The organism is Mucilaginibacter sp. P5_A6 (assembly GCF_056400585.1).
On record NZ_JBFUKZ010000023.1, the window covers coordinates 108,830 to 125,093 of the forward strand.

At 41.1% G+C, this 16,264-nt stretch carries 12 protein-coding genes; 7 read left to right on the forward strand and 5 right to left on the reverse strand.

The window, feature by feature from the left end; genetic code table 11:
* Nucleotides 1-239 precede the first annotated feature (239 nt).
* The 3 genes from uvrA to AC1DO4_RS21740 are packed head-to-tail and all read left to right on the forward strand — an operon-like array spanning nt 240 to nt 3,904.
* Nucleotides 240-3,086, forward strand: a complete 2,847-nt coding sequence (gene uvrA / locus AC1DO4_RS21730; RefSeq protein ID WP_477419675.1) for an excinuclease ABC subunit UvrA — start codon at nt 240-242, stop codon at nt 3,084-3,086.
* Nucleotides 3,087-3,094: 8 nt separating this feature from the next.
* Nucleotides 3,095-3,688, forward strand: a complete 594-nt coding sequence (locus AC1DO4_RS21735; protein WP_477419676.1) for a hypothetical protein — start codon at nt 3,095-3,097, stop codon at nt 3,686-3,688.
* A gap of 21 nt (nt 3,689-3,709) precedes the next feature.
* The gene (locus AC1DO4_RS21740; RefSeq protein ID WP_477419677.1) at nt 3,710-3,904 is read left to right on the forward strand and encodes a type II toxin-antitoxin system prevent-host-death family antitoxin; all 195 of its coding nucleotides are present in this window, start codon (nt 3,710-3,712) and stop codon (nt 3,902-3,904) included.
* A 12-nt stretch (nt 3,905-3,916) separates the two neighbouring features.
* Here AC1DO4_RS21740 and AC1DO4_RS21745 read toward each other — a convergent pair whose 3' ends face one another.
* Complete coding sequence (locus tag AC1DO4_RS21745; protein WP_477419678.1) at nt 3,917-4,483, reverse strand: RNA polymerase sigma-70 factor; 567 nt, start codon at nt 4,481-4,483, stop codon at nt 3,917-3,919.
* Nucleotides 4,484-4,660: 177 nt separating this feature from the next.
* On the opposite strand from AC1DO4_RS21745, the gene AC1DO4_RS21750 reads away from it, so the two are divergent.
* From AC1DO4_RS21750 to AC1DO4_RS21765, 4 genes are all read left to right on the forward strand, one after another.
* Nucleotides 4,661-5,788: a FecR family protein gene (locus tag AC1DO4_RS21750; RefSeq protein ID WP_477419679.1), complete on the forward strand. Its 1,128-nt coding sequence runs from the start codon at nt 4,661-4,663 to the stop codon at nt 5,786-5,788.
* A gap of 224 nt (nt 5,789-6,012) precedes the next feature.
* Nucleotides 6,013-9,510, forward strand: a complete 3,498-nt coding sequence (locus AC1DO4_RS21755) for a TonB-dependent receptor (protein WP_477419680.1) — start codon at nt 6,013-6,015, stop codon at nt 9,508-9,510.
* 22 nt (nt 9,511-9,532) lie between these two features.
* Entirely contained in the window at nt 9,533-11,314 is a 1,782-nt protein-coding gene (locus tag AC1DO4_RS21760) for a RagB/SusD family nutrient uptake outer membrane protein (protein WP_477419681.1), read from the forward strand.
* Nucleotides 11,315-11,415: 101 nt separating this feature from the next.
* On the forward strand, nt 11,416-12,546 hold the full coding sequence (locus tag AC1DO4_RS21765) for an acyltransferase family protein (RefSeq protein WP_477419682.1): 1,131 nt from the start codon (nt 11,416-11,418) through the stop codon (nt 12,544-12,546).
* Nucleotides 12,547-12,676: 130 nt separating this feature from the next.
* Here the strand turns inward: AC1DO4_RS21765 and AC1DO4_RS21770 are convergent, their stop codons facing one another.
* From AC1DO4_RS21770 to AC1DO4_RS21785, 4 genes are all read right to left on the reverse strand, one after another.
* Nucleotides 12,677-13,177 carry a heavy-metal-associated domain-containing protein gene (locus tag AC1DO4_RS21770; protein WP_477419683.1) on the reverse strand — a complete coding sequence of 167 codons (501 nt, stop codon included), beginning with the start codon at nt 13,175-13,177 and terminating at the stop codon, nt 12,677-12,679.
* 157 nt (nt 13,178-13,334) lie between these two features.
* Nucleotides 13,335-14,015 carry a YiaD family glycine zipper/OmpA-like lipoprotein gene (locus AC1DO4_RS21775; RefSeq protein WP_477419684.1) on the reverse strand — a complete coding sequence of 227 codons (681 nt, stop codon included), beginning with the start codon at nt 14,013-14,015 and terminating at the stop codon, nt 13,335-13,337.
* A gap of 219 nt (nt 14,016-14,234) precedes the next feature.
* Complete coding sequence (locus tag AC1DO4_RS21780) at nt 14,235-15,569, reverse strand: sensor histidine kinase (protein WP_477419685.1); 1,335 nt, start codon at nt 15,567-15,569, stop codon at nt 14,235-14,237.
* Between the two features lie 3 nt (nt 15,570-15,572).
* Nucleotides 15,573-16,256, reverse strand: coding sequence for a response regulator transcription factor (locus AC1DO4_RS21785; RefSeq protein ID WP_477402701.1), 684 nt, complete (start codon nt 16,254-16,256; stop codon nt 15,573-15,575).
* Between the last annotated feature and the right edge of the window lie 8 nt (nt 16,257-16,264).

Below are 16,264 nucleotides of genomic sequence, written 5' to 3' on the forward strand. Positions count from 1 at the left end.
GTTAAAAAAAACATTTTTTTATTTCTGCAAATAAACCCCGGTGTTGTAAACATATTATTAACTTAAAAACAACTTGAAACGATAGCGTAAGTTTAGCGCTGTTGTTTTTACGTCAAATAACTTAACGGCCAGGTGTGTGCCTTATAAGCATCAGCTTTTTACGTATATTTGCGAAAAATATTAGTATAATTAACTGGCCTTTTTTACCCGGCCAGACTATATTGTTTTTAAAAGCACGTATGAACGAAAAACCATTAGACCTGGGCGAGCAAAGCGAAGTTGAAGTTTATGGAGCCCGGGTACATAACCTAAAAAATATCGACGTTTCTTTTCCACGCAACCAGCTGGTGGTAATTACCGGTTTAAGCGGCAGCGGGAAATCATCACTGGCATTTGATACCATTTATGCCGAGGGGCAGCGCCGTTATATGGAAACATTTTCGGCCTACTCGCGCCAGTTCATGGGCGGCATGGAGCGGCCGGATGTGGATAAGGTATCGGGCCTTAGCCCGGTTATTGCTATTGAGCAAAAAACAACCAGTAAAAATCCACGGTCTACGGTGGGTACCATTACCGAGATCTACGATTTTATGCGCCTGCTTTTTGCCCGTACCGGGGATGCTTATTCATATACTACGGGCGAGAAAATGGAGCGGATGTCTGAAGATCAGATCCTGAAAACCATTACCGAAAAATTCGACGGGCAGCCGGTTAATATCCTGGCGCCGGTGGTAAAGGCCCGTAAAGGTCATTATCGCGAGTTATTTGAATCGATACGTAAGCAGGGCTACCTTAAGGTTTGGATTGATGGTGCAATGGCTGATGTGGAACCCAAAATGCAGGTGGATAGGTACAAGATTCATGATATTGATATTGTGGTTGACCGGTTGGTGGTATCCGAAAAAGATAGCAAGCGTTTATACACTTCGGTGCAAACAGCGCTCAAGATAGCCAAAGGCATCATTCGTGTTGGCGATAAGGACAATAATGTAGCCTATTACAGTAAGTATTTGATGGATCCGGTTTCAGGAATTTCTTATGATGAGCCGCAGCCCAATACATTTTCGTTCAACTCGCCTTACGGAGCCTGCGAAAAGTGTAATGGCCTTGGGTATATATTTGAGGTTGATGAAGCTTCGGTTATCCCAAATCCAAAACTGACCATCATGAACGGCGGCCTTGCGCCAATTGGCGAGTATCGTGAAACATGGATCTTCCAGGTATTGAAAGCATTGGCAAAAAAATATGAGTTTTCATTAACTACTCCTATAGAAAAACTGAGCAGAGATCACCTGGATATTATCCTGAACGGAGCGCCCGATACCATCAACGTTTCTGTTGAATATAATAAGTGGAACGTACAAAGCTACTCCATCACTTTTGATGGTATTGTGCGTATGCTGGAAGAGCAGCAGGAACGCCGTAACGATGAAGGAATGGACGATATGGAAAACTATCGTGTACTTAAAACCTGTCCGGTTTGTGATGGTGCAAGGCTGAAGAAAGAATCGTTACATTTTAAGGTAGATAATAAAAATATATTCGAGCTGGCCTGTATGGATATCAATCATCTGCAGGAATGGTTTAATGGCTTGGAAGGCAGGCTTACCGAGCGCCAGAATGTTATTGCCAAAGAAATTCTGAAAGAGATTCGCGCACGTATCGTGTTCCTGTTGGATGTAGGGCTGAGTTATTTAACGCTGGATCGTACTGCCAAAACCCTGTCGGGCGGCGAGGCGCAACGCATCAGGCTGGCCACGCAAATTGGCTCGCAGCTGATGAACGTGATGTACATTTTAGATGAGCCAAGCATTGGCCTGCACCAGCGTGATAACGAGCGCTTAATAAACGCCCTCAAAAACCTGCGCGACCTTGGTAATACCGTTTTGGTAGTTGAGCACGATAAGGATATGATACTGGAAGCCGACCATGTAATTGATATGGGCCCGGCAGCCGGCGTACACGGCGGGCAGATAGTTGCCCAGGGAACACCCGCGCAACTAATGAAAGAGCATACGCTTACCACATCCTATATTAATGGTGAGCGTTCTATAGCAGTACCCGAAAAAAGGCGAGAAGGCAATGGCAAAACATTAAGCCTTAAAAAAGCTACCGGCCATAATTTAAAAAAGGTATCGGTTGATTTTCCCTTAGGTAAACTAATAGGGGTTACAGGCGTATCGGGTAGCGGTAAATCAAGTTTAATTACCGAAACCTTATACCCTATATTGAACCATCACTTTTTCCGGGCTAAAAAACATCCGTTGCCTTATGAAAAAATTGAAGGCCTGGAGAATATTGATAAGGTGATTGAGATAGATCAAACACCTATCGGGCGTACGCCCCGGTCAAACCCGGCTACTTATACAGGAGTGTTCTCGGATATCCGTAACTTGTATGTGGCCTTGCCCGAGTCGAGGATCAGGGGATATAAGCCCGGCCGTTTCTCGTTCAACGTAAAAGGGGGCAGGTGCGAAACCTGCCAGGGTGCAGGAATGAAGGTTATTGAAATGAACTTTTTACCCGATGTACAGGTGCCTTGCGAAGAATGCGGGGGGCGCAGGTACAACCGCGAAACACTGGAAGTGCGCTATCGGGGTAAATCCATCAGCGACGTGCTGGATATGAGCATTGAAGATGCCACACCATTTTTTGAACATATTCCGGCCATCTACCGTAAAATAAAGACCTTGTTTGACGTCGGTTTGGGCTATATTACCCTGGGCCAGGCATCAACTACCTTATCGGGTGGCGAAGCACAGCGGGTTAAACTGGCAACCGAGCTATCAAAAAAGGATACAGGCAACACCTTTTACATATTGGATGAGCCTACAACCGGCTTGCATTTTGAAGATATCAATGTATTATTGGGTGTGCTTTACCAATTGGTTGATAAAGGCAATACGGTTTTGGTAATAGAGCATAACCTTGATGTAATTAAGGTTGTTGACCATGTGATAGATCTTGGCCCCGAAGGTGGTTCGGGAGGTGGTAAGATACTTTTTAGCGGCACGCCTGAAGGTTTGTGCAAAGTTAAGGATAGCTTTACCGGGCAGTTTTTGAAAAAGGAAATGGGGATTAAATAGAATCAGCTATGGCGGTTGGAGATAAACAAAAATTAATAACCTCAATTGTAAGTGAAGTTCTTAATGAATCAGCCCAATTAGATAAAAAGTTTTCTTGGTTTATTAACCAACATAAGGCTGATCATTTCGAAAAATCCTTTAAGATTATCGACAAAATATATTTTGAATTAAACGGAAGTAATTCAATTAAGAGGGTTCAACAATTACAATGCGATGCATATTTCGGAGGGAAATATAATTTTCTTTTTGAATTCGATGAGATGCAGCATTTTAGTTCTGCTCGTTTAAAGGCACTAAATAATTACCCTGAGTATTTACAAGTGAACTATTCTATTGCTGATTGGAAAAGATGGTGTTTGGTTTATTCTTATTCTGCTGATAAATATAGATTCAATAAAGTCACAAAAGATTTTAATTTTCAAGGTGGAAGAACATCTCAAAGAGCATATCTGGATTGTTTTCGAGATCTTCTTCCTCAGCATAATGGATTGAATCCTACAATGAGAATTTCGGATTTTGAAGTAAAAGAAATTAATGTTATTAATTCCGATAATATTAGGAAAGTCAAAAAATTAATCGAAAATAGGATGCAATTTCTATAATAGATTTTTAAATTTAGGCAGATGGAGGCAATTGCATATAAACTCTTTCAGGAACAACTAAAATCATCTTTTGATAGAGTCAGAAATGATCATAAGCCATTGCTGATAACCTGTGGCAGTGATGAGGATATTATCATTATATCTAGAGTGGAGTACGACAATATGGAAGAAACTTTCCGTCAATTCAAAAGCCCGAGCAATGAAACCCGGCTTTAAAGAGTATCTCTCTCAAAACAAAAACAAATAACTCACATGCTTCAGCGTTTGCCTTAACTTTTCTAAGGCAATACTTACCTGCCGCTCTACAGTTTTAGGCGAGATGTTAAGCTGGCTGGCAATTTCTTTATACTTCATGTCGCTAAAGCGGCTTAATACAAAAATTTCACGGCATTTTTCGGGGAGGGTATTAATTGCGGCCTTTATCTGGCTCACCAGCTCCTTTTCCTCGTACCCATTTTCAACGGTATTGCGCACTTCATCAAACAGGTTATTTTTTTCCAGATAGCTAACATAAAGATTCTCTATCTTTTGATGCTTTAAATAATTAAGGCTGCGGTTTTGCACCATCTTATAAAGGTACGAGCTTACCGATGTTGAAAAGGTAACCTCGTGCCCTTTCTCCCACAAATCGGTAAATACATCAGCGACTATCTCCTCGGCAACTGACAGGTCATTCACAAAACGATTGGCAAAAAGTGTAAGCCGGGTATAATGAAGTTTAAATAGAACTTCAAAAGCCCTGGCATCGCCTTGCGTTAGTTTTGTAATTAAAGTGTTGTTGGTTTGGGTAATCATCTATGCATATAATCAGTAAAAATGAATTACTTTTTAAAAAACTTTAACAAGTTAGGAATAAATACTTGAATGCTTCAAATTTAATATGGAAATAGTGATAAACTAATCTGCAAATATTTTGTGACAGAGGGGCTATGCGCAATTAGCAGTTAGGTTTTTAGGGAATATCCAAATTAAATGAAAAATATTTTCATTCCGTTTGAGGGTATGGCTCTTTTTAATTGTCTTGCTATCATAATAAGAATGGACAACGAAAAAATAAAACTTTTACTGGTAAAGTATATAACCCGTGAAGCTGATGAAAAAGAGGTGGAGCAGGTAAGGGAATGGGTAACTGCACACCCGGAGAATGAACAGTATTTTGCTCAACTGTATGAAACCTGGCAAAATATGCTGTACCTGCAGCCAGAGGTTATTAACGACGACAAAGCCTTTGATAAATTCTCTTTGGCAACAATTCCGCGCGAAGCAAAGTACAGAACGCTTGTTGTTTGGGGCAGGGTTGCCGCAGTTATAGCCATGTTTGGTGTACTTACTGTACTCCTGGTAAATCATTATTCGCAAAATGTACAAAGCGCAAGGCAGGTATCGGCTCAAAACGGTGGGATAAAAAAGATAGTTTTAGGTGATGGAACGTTGGTTTGGCTAAATGCAGGCAGCAAACTAAATTACAATACCGATTTTAATAAAACCAACCGTACAGTTTACCTGGAGGGGGAGGCCTTTTTTGAGATTGCCCCAGGCAAAAAGACTATCCCGTTTTTGGTGAACACTAAAAATTACACTATCAGGGATATCGGCACAAAATTTAACCTGAAAGCTTATCCTAACGATTCGTTTTTTGAAACAACCGTTGTAAAAGGCGAGGTAGCAGTTGAGGGCAATGTGGATAATAACGCCCGCGAAATGAACCGCATATATGTTAAGCCACACCAGGTGCTCAGGATCTATTATCCAAAACCAGAGAAATATGCGGTGAAACAAGATGATGAGGACCTTAAGAACCTGAATGAAATCCAGGTGCTGCAAGTCGATTCGGCAAAAATGAACCGCTATGACGGTTGGAAAGATGACCTGCTGGTGTTTGACGGTAATACACTTGATGAGATCTCCAGGGTGCTGGAGCGCAGGTACAACGTAAAAATAATTATGGACGATACCGGGCTGCAAAATATCCGCTACTCTGGCAGTTTTAAAAGCATTGCCAGTATTGACGGGGTTTTGGAACTGATTAAGGGCAATACGGCTATCAATTATTCCATAACCGGTAACACTGTAAATATTACTAAAAACAATAAAAACTAATCTGTTAACCTTTAAAAACAAAAATCCAACTATGATAAAAACCTAACGCTCTCTTTCAAAATAAAAAACCCGAGGTGCGCTAACACCCGGGTTCTATAAAATCAATAGCTAATACCCTACGCTTGGGGAAGCATCGTATTAACTGATTAACAAACAAATTTATGATAAATTTTGACAGAAAACCTGTAAGGGCTGTGCATGCATGGCAAAAAACGATTAAAATTATGAAGCTTGTAACTGTTTTACTCTTAACGGGAATAATGCAAATACACGCTGCCGCTTACTCACAAAACGTTTACAACTTTAATGTGAATAATATATCTGTTAAACAGATGTTTAAACAGATTGAGAAAAGCAGCAAGTACACAGTTTTTTACAGGCTGGACCAGGTTAACGTAGATAAAAAAATCAACGTTGAGCTACAGGACGCCAGTATTGAAACGGTTATGAAAAATGTGCTTAAAAATCAACAGCTTACATTTCAGGTGGTTGATGATATCATTATTATTAAACCTGTAGATGGAAAGACCATTGCTACTGTAACAGTAACAGGTGTTGTTACCGATGCCGGTGGTTTACCCTTACCCGGGGTAAGCGTAAAGCTAAAGGGAAGTACATTAGGCACCATAACCAATATTGATGGTAAATATACTATAACACTGCCCGATGGTACCGGCACGCTGATATATAACTTTTTGGGTTTTACATCAAAGGAAGTTGCTGTTAACGGGCAAACTGTTATTAATGTAAAGCTTACCGAAGAATCAAAAGCCCTTAACGAGGTAGTTGTGGTGGGTTATACCACCCAAAAGAAAAAAGACCTTACCGGCGCCGTAGCTGTAGTAAATGTTAAGGATCTGAACAAACAGGCTTCATCATCAGTAAACAGCCAGTTGCAAGGCCAGGCATCGGGCGTTACGGTAACAGGCTCGGGCCAGCCGGGCGAGGAGCCCCAGGTACATATCCGGGGTTTTAATACATTCGGGGATAATACACCATTATATGTGGTTGATGGTATGGAAACCTATGATGTAAGTACTATTAACCCAAATGATGTTGAATCGTTACAGGTGTTAAAGGATGCAAGTTCGGCTTCTATATATGGCGCCAGGGCGGCAAACGGTGTTATCATCATTACCACCAAAAGAGGCAAGGGCAAAGTGACTATCCAGTACGATGCTTATTATGGCTCACAGGTACCCAAGGGCGGCAACGTTTGGAATACACTCAATCCGCAGCAAATGGCCAACCTGCAGCTAACAGCCGAAAAAAACTCAGGCATTACCGATTTTCAGGACCCGCTGTATAATCCTTCGGGCAAAGGCTCAACCTTTACACTGCCCGACTATATAACCCCTGCAGGAGTTAAAGAAGGCGACCCTTCGGTAAATCCTTCATTATACTACGTTAATCCTAACTATACATCGCCCGACGATTATAATTCTTTTTACAGGATAACAAGGGCAAATAAAGCCGGTACCGACTGGTATCACGAGTTATTTAAAGCCGCGCCCATAAGCAGCCACAACTTAACATTAAGCGGCAGTACCGAACAGGCAAACTACCTGTTTTCGCTTAATTATTTCAATCAGCAAGGTACATTGATAGATACCTATCTTAAAAGATATACATTGCGTTCAAACACAAACTTCAATATAACCAAACATATCAGGGTAGGCGAAAACCTGGCTTATTCTATAACAAAAACGCCCCAGGTAGCTGCCGCCAATCATGCGCAGATAAGTGCCAATAATCCGGATGGTGTTATTGCCATGGGCTTAAGGGAGCAACCAATTATACCTGTTTATGATATAATGGGTAATTATGCAGGCAGTTATGGTACAGGCTTAGGTGATTCTAATAACCCTGTAGCCATACAGCAACGCACAAAGGTAAACGGTTCTACAGCTTACCGCCTGCTGGGTAACGTGTTTGCCGAAGCGGATATTTTTAAGGGCCTAACCCTGCGTACCAGTTTTGGCGGCGATATTGTTAATAGTAATGATCATGCATTTACATACCCAACTTATGAAAATGTTGAAAATTCTCAAATAAACGTCTATAATGAAAATTCGGCCAATAGCTATAATTATAACTGGACCAATACCCTTACTTATCTAAAAGCCTTTGGCAAGCACAGTCTTAATATAGTTGTAGGTACCGAATCGGTTGAAACTTATGATAAAAGCCTTGGAGGCAGCATACAGGGCTTTTATAATTTTGATCCTGATTACGTTAGCCTTTCCACGGGCACAAACAACAAAAACAATTATAGCAGCAAAAGCTCAACTTCCCTTTTCTCGGAATTTGCCCGCCTCGATTATATTTACGACAATAAATACCTGTTTAATGCAACAATTCGCCGGGATGGCTCTTCAAAATTTCCGGTAGACCAGCGTTATGGTTATTTCCCTGCATTTAGTGCAGGCTGGCGTATATCGCAGGAGAGTTTTCTGAAGGATGTAAAATGGCTTACCGATCTTAAAGTAAGAGGCGGCTGGGGTATAATGGGTAACCAGATCAATATGGGGTCAAAGGATGCCTATACCACCTTTGGTACTAACATTGGCCAATCATATTATCCGTTGGATGGTAATGCAGAATTATCGCCGGGCTTTTACCAGGACCAGATTGCCAACCCCCATGCTTTGTGGGAAAAAGATATCAACTCCAATTTTGGTTTTGATGCCACCATACTCGACGGAAAAATAGCCGTAACAGCCGATTATTATCGTAAGGATATTAAGGATCTTTTATATGCTGCCAGGCAGTTGGGTACTGCCGGTAACGGTAATGTGCCTGCTCAAAATGTAGGCAAAATGAAAACAGATGGGCTTGATATATCTGTAACAGGCAATATAGCGGCAAATAAAGATCTGAGTTTTAATGCCACAGGTACAATAACCACTTATAACAACAAAATATTAAAAGTATCTGATGACAGAGACTATTTTGTGGGCGATGCCACAAGTCGTTTTGATAGTCCAATTACGAGGAGCGCTGTTGGCCACTCATTAGGTGAATTTTACGGATACCAGGTAGTAGGCTTTTGGAATACCCAGGGTCAGATTGATGCTGCCGATGCCAGTGCTCAAAAAATAAGTAATGACCCAAATGCTGTTTATCAATCAGATACAAAGGTTGGGCGTTTTAAATATAAAGATGTAAACGGGGATGGTATAATAACGGATGCCGACCGTACATTTATAGGCAATCCCAATCCTAAAGTTACTGCAGGGTTAAACCTGGGTGTAAATTACAAAAACTTTGATGCCAGCATATTCCTGTATGGCTCATTCGGCAACAAATTATGGAACAGCGTTAAATACTGGAGAGACTTTTATGCATCGTTTGGAACCGCAAAAAGCAACACCGCCCTTTATGATTCATGGACACCAACGCATCAAAATGCAAAAGCGCCTATCCAGGAATTGGATGCATCTACAAGCAGCGGTGCAACACCTAACTCATACTTTGTTGAAAACGGAACCTATGTACGTATGCGCAACGCGCAGATTGGCTATACCTTTAATATCAGTAGTTTAAAGAAAGCCGGTATCCAAAAATTAAGGATCTATGTATCGGCAACCAATCTGTTTACTTTAACAGGTTACAGCGGCGTTGATCCGGAACTGAGCGGCAACACCAAAGATTTTGGTATCGACGAAGGTAGCTACGCCAGTCCGCGTACATTTTTATTCGGAGTTAATTTTTCATTATAACAACAGCATTAAAAGTATTACAATGAAAGCAAAAAGATATTTCAGTATTATGTTGCTTAGCGTTTTGTCGCTTGGTGCATGTAAAAAAACATTTCTTGATAAACCTATTACAGGCGCGCTTGAGCCAACATTTTTGGAAACAGAAGCCGGTGCCAACGAATTGCTTGTAGGTGCCTATGCAGCTTTAGATGGGCAGCAGGGTGGAGACGCTGCCATAGGTGGCGGCAGTGCATGGGAAGTATCGCCCGATAACTGGATATATGGTGGTGTTGCAGGTGGTGATGCTTCAAAAGGGAGTATAGCAGGCGATCAGCAGCCTATTGAGCCTATAATGAAGTATAGCCCGGATGCCAGTAACGGTTTTTTTGACAGTAAATGGAGGGCCGATTACGAGGGTGTTTCACGTACTAACAACACTATTAGGATTACTGCAAAAGTTGCTTCAATTGCAGATGCGGCAAAAACCAATATACTGGCCCAGGCAAAGTTTTTACGTGGTCATTATTATTTCGACCTTAAAAAAATGTTTAATAATGTGCCATATATTGATGAAACCACAACCGATCTCAATCAGCCGAATACAACCGATATATGGCCCAAAATTGAGGCTGATTTTAAATATGCATATGATAACCTGCCTAATACACAACCTAATGTTGGCCGGGCAAACAAATGGGCTGCGGGTGCTTATTTGGCAAAAACATATCTATATGAGCATAAATACGCCGAAGCAAAGGTGGTTTTTGATGCAGTTATAGCACAGGGTGTAACAGCCTCTGGCCAGAAGTACGAGTTGAATATCAATTTTAACGATAATTTCCGGACGGCTACAAATAATAGCCCCGAATCGGTATTTGCAGTGCAGGCAGCAGCCAATACTGATCCTAACGGCCCATCAAATGCTAATAATGGCGATATGCTGAATTTTCCGTACGGTAACAGCAGCCCGTTTAGTTGCTGCGGTTTTTACCAGCCTTCTATTGACCTGGCAAACCATTACCGTACAAATTCGCTTACCGGGCTGCCATACCTTGATGATTACAACAGCCATGCAATAAAAACAGATCTGAATATAGCCGCTAACCAGGATTTTACACCAGATGCCGGTACAATAGATCCGCGGCTGGATTGGACAGTTGGCCGCCGTGGAATACCTTATCTTGACTGGGGTTTACACCCGGGCGTCGATTGGATACGGGATCAACAGTACGGAGGGCCATACTCGCCTATTAAAAATGTATACGGCCAGGCCGAGCAGACTACCAACGGCGATAATACTTCATGGGCTCCAGGCTCTGGTATTAATTATAACCTTATCCGTTATGCTGATGTATTACTAATGGCCGCCGAGGCTGAGGCACAACTTGGCAATTTTGATAAAGCCGAAAGTTATGTTAACATGGTACGTAACAGGGCCGCTAATACATCCGGGTGGGTGCATAATTATAAAGATAACGATAACCCGACCGCCGGTTTTACCAATACAGCTGCTGCTAATTACAAAGTTAGCCCTTATTTGGCAGGCGCTTTTGCCGGTAAAGACTTTGCACTTAAAGCCATTTATTTTGAGCGGAAAATTGAGTTAGCCATGGAAGGTCATCGCTTTTTCGACCTGGTAAGATGGGGTATTGCCGATACCGAACTTAATGCTTACATAGCTTACCAGGGTACTTTAACTAACGATGTTAAAGGCGGCAAATTTGTGAAAGGGAAAAGCGAATACTATCCTATCCCGCTTGCCGAAATAGATTTAAGCGCAAAAGGTGGTACCCCGGTACTTAAGCAAAACCCCGGTTACCATTAATTAATTATTACTGCCGGGGTTTGAATATCCCGGCAGTTTTTATCAAATTGCCGCTTATTACTTCCCTGCTATAAACCAGTAAAACTATTTTAAACCAATTTATGAACAAATCATCAACCCGATTTTTATCGCTGGATGTTTTTAGAGGGATGACCATATGTTTTATGATCATTGTAAATACACCCGGCAGCGGTGCAGAAGCATTTGCACCACTAAATCATGCAGCCTGGCATGGTTTTACCCCAACCGACCTGGTATTCCCGTCGTTTTTATTCGCGGTTGGTAATGCCATGAGCTTTTCTATGAAACGCTACCTGGAGATGGGTAACGCGGCTGTGCTTACCAAGATATTTAAACGTACGCTGCTGATATTTTTAATCGGTTACCTTATGTACTGGTTTCCTTTCTTCAGGTTCGATAACGGGCATCTTGTTTTTTCGCCAATAAGCCATACCCGAATAATGGGGGTTTTACAGCGGATAGCTTTGTGCTACTGTTTTGCGTCGCTCATGATCCATTTCCTCTCAAAACAGTCGGTTATCATATTATCAGTACTGTTTTTAATAGGTTACTGGGTAATTCTGCTGGTTTTTGGCGATCCATCAAACCCGCTGAGCATGACAGGCAACGCCGGTATTTTTCTTGATAAGTTTGTTTTGGGCGATAATCACTTGTACCACGGTGAAAAGATTGCTTTTGATCCGGAAGGAATCTTGAGCACAATCCCCGCTATTGTGAATGTGGTTGTTGGTTATTATGCCGGTAAATTCATTCAGCAAAAAGGAAAAGGTTACGATGTGATCTCGAAAATGTTGCTAATGGGCTGCCTGTTCATATTCCTTGCACTGTGCTGGAACATGGTGTTCCCGATCAATAAAAAATTGTGGAGCAGTCCGTTTGTGCTTGTAACCACAGGGCTCGATTTGGTGATCCTTTCCTTCCTGGTTTATGCCCTTGAAATAAACGACTGGAACAAAGGAAACTGGACAAGATTTTTCACCATTATGGGAAAAAACCCATTGCCAATATATGTGCTATCAGAAACACTTGTCATCTTCTTCTACATGGTAACCATAAAAGGCGGCAGTTTATACGGCTGGATAAACGATAATTTTTACCAGGTAATATCGCCAGGAGCCATAGGTTCGCTGTTGTTTGCTATCAGCTATATGCTCATTTGTTGGTTTGTGGGTTGGGTGCTGGATAAGAATAAGATCTATATCAGAGTTTAAAGGCTATTTTTAATGCCCTAAATACAAGCGTGACCATGTAAATGATCGCGCTTTTTTATTTATATAAAGTTTAACAATCTGACATGATTGACATCAAAGCGTTAGCTTTTGCTTTTAATATAACCGGAATCTATATAGCTAAGTGGTAAAGACGGCCCGATGCAGGAGCTGTATCTGTTAACTGGCCCAGGTATTTTTTTGATACCGATTTCGGCGCGAAACCCTGGTCAACAATGGTGAAATTAATAGCGCCGCTAATTGATTTATCGGCTGGGTTAAGCAACCTGTAGGTATCGCCACCGTAGCTGAAGTAGTTATCGGTAACTTTGGTGGTATCAAAATTATAGGTGGCCTTAAGGCTGTTTACCGAGAAGCCCGAACCCTGCACCTTTTTGCTGATCTGCTCGAAATTTACAGGCACATCGTTTTTAAAAGTGATGAGATAAGTGTTACGGATCAGGTCGGTTTTAATATCGCCTACAAAAGGCAGTGCACGTAAAGCTTTTTCTGTTGATCTGGCGCAAAGGGCGCAGGTAAGACCGCTAACCTGTAGTTCGGCCCGGGTAAACTGGGCTTTGGCAACGGTAGCAGAAAGGGAAAACAGGATGATGAATATTTTAAGCGTTTTCATATCCGGATATTTTTAACATATAACAAAAATAGAAGATTAACTTGTTGATTACAAATAGTTTTTTGTGCCATTGTAATATCGGTAAAAACAGAAAAACCCGGCCCTCGCGGCCAGGTTTTATAATTAACTTGATCTTTTATATTAACTTAACTGTATATTATTGACCGGCTTGTTTAGCCTGGTTTTTCATGGTTGAGTTGGCAACAATCACAATTTCCACCCTGCGGTTTTTTGAGCGGCCATCAACTGTTGTGTTATCAGCAATTGGCTCAGTTTCGCCTTTACCTGATGTTTGTAAACGTGATGAAGGAACGTTCGTTGCGGCAATAAATGATTTTACCGATTCGGCCCTTCGTACAGATAAGTCCATGTTATGCGAATCTGAACCGGTGTTATCGGTATGGCCAACAATTAATATATTGGTTTCGGGGTTGTTTTGAAGCGATACAGCCAGTTTTTGTAAATTGCTTTGAGCTTCTGATTTAAGAGCCGACTTATCGGTATCAAATAAAATACCCGAATCAAATTTTACCAGGATCCCTTCACCTTCGCGGGTTACCGTTGCGCCTGGAACTGTTTGTTTTATTTCGGCAGCCTGCCTGTCCATATTACGGCCAATAAAAGCACCTGCGGTGCCACCAACAGCGCCACCTATAATTGCGCCCAATGCGGTGTTACCGGCAGCTTTACCTATAAAGGCACCTACTGTACCACCTGCACCTGCACCAATAGCAGCACCTTTTTGTGTTTTGGTTAATGAGTTACAACCTGCACCTAAAATGCCTGCTGTTGCTAATGCTAAGCTGAAAGTAGCAATCTTAATTCTTAAAGATTTCATAATAATATTTGTATATATAAATTGCTATTTGCAAAGCGGATGCCAAAAGGTAAATCCCATATAAATCGAGATAAATACGCCAAATAGTTTTAATTTTTTAACAATTAGGAAAGTTAATGTCAGGTTTGTAATGGACATTTAGTCTGAACCAAAAGGAATGGCCAATTTTTAGTACATAAAAGTAAAATTATTGATACAAAAGAGATGCGCCTGACTAAATTAATTAACCACTATTAATGTAGCCGGGAGGATGAGTTTAAAAGTACTGCCTATCCCTTTTTCTGATACCACATCAATTTCGATATCATGAAAGCCGGCTATTGATTTTACAATAGGCAGGCCCAGGCCAAAACTATCCTGCTGCAGAGATTGACGGAGTTTTTTAAAGCGGTTAAATATAGAAGGGAGTGCTTCTGCTGCAATACCAATACCCGTATCAGTAATGGTGATCACAAATTTATCATTTACAGCCACAGCCGCTATCCTGATGCTGCCGCCTTCCCGGTTATATTTAATTGCGTTATTGATAAGATTATAAAATAAATTGAAAAGCAAAAATTTATTGATATTAACCATGTACCAGTTATAGGGCACAGCAATATCATAGCTGATATTTTTATCCTGCAGGCGGATAGAGATCTCATCATACACATCCTGCAGCAGTTCATTTACGGCTACTTTATCTTCCTTTAAAAATTGTTCATTTTCTATTTGCGATATCAGGAGCAGTGTTTTGGTAATACTTTTTAATCGGTTCAGTATCTTTTGCATCTCTAACAGGCGCACTTTAACCTCATCACTGATATCCTCCTCTTCAAACATATTCTCAATTTTTGATTGAAGAATAGAAATAGGGGTCATTAATTCATGTGATGCATTGGAGATAAACTCGCGCTCCCTGTGAAATTTATCGGCAATGGTCTCAATCATTTTATGGATGCTCAGATCAAGGTGCTCAAAATCAGATGTGGTGGTGCGTACCTTCCGGTACGACTGGAAATTGGGAAATTTTTGGCCTATCAGTTTTGTTTTTATAATCGTTCGGAGTGGCTTAAGCACGTAGGTAGAGTAAACCTGGTCGGCCAGGATGGTAAGCAGGATCATCCCCAGCAGTACCTGGAATGCTATACTTTGTAGCGGGCTACTGGTTTCGTCAAGTGTATCTACACTTTTGCCTATCTCCAGCAGGTAATTTTTATTTTTTACTTTAAAAGTATGGCTCAATATCCGGTATTCAAGGGTATCGCCCTCGCTAAAAAGGCGCTTACCCCTTTTAATGGTATCTAAATAGTAATCGGGTTCAACTTCATCAAGGCTTATGTATTCGTCTTTGAGGGGGAGGTAGCTTCCATAGCCTTCGCCGTTTACAATATAGGTTTCAATGCCCCGGCTTTTTACTATTTGCAGTAATTTGTTTTTTTGTTTTATCAACTTGCTATCTACATAATTGCTGCTGATATTTTTAATCAATACCGGCACAAGCAATACAAACAGTATCACTATCACCAGTTTTGATATGGCGTTAAAAAGCGTAAGTTTTGTTCTGAGTTTCAATACTTAAGCGTTGATTTTTATTTTGTAGCCCAGCCCTCTTACTGTTTCAAGCCAATCGGGCGATGCAAAGGCGTTTAATTTTTTCCTTATATTTTTAATATGCGCATCAATATAGTTAGAGTCGTAATCATTATTAACCACACTGCCCCAAATGTGTTCGCTTAGCTGCATGCGGGTGAGGGTACGGTTTTTATGCAGAATTAAATAGGCAATAAGATCAAATTCTTTTTTGGTGATGGTGTTTACCACGCTGCTACCGTGTGATATAGTACGGTTTGTAAGATCGATGAGGAAACCATCGAGTTCAATTATATTGTTTTTAACCCCAAATTTACGGCGGATAATAGCCTGCATCCGGCTTTGAAGCTCCAGTAACGAAAATGGTTTGGGCAGGTAATCATCAGCACCAAGATCGAGACCTTTAATGCGGTCATTAATTTCGGCACGTGCGGTGAGTATTATACAGGCCGCATCCGAATCGAGCTTTTTGGCTTCTTTCAGCAGATCAAGTCCGTCATAGTCTGGCAATCCGAGATCTATTAAAATAAAATCGTACAAATTGGTAGCTATCTTTTCTGATGCCGAAGTCCCGTCGAAACAAACCTCGCAGATGTAGTTATAATTAGTCAGAAAAATTTCAAGTTCCTGTGCAAGGGCCTTTTCGTCTTCAATTATTAAAACATTCATACGGTTGG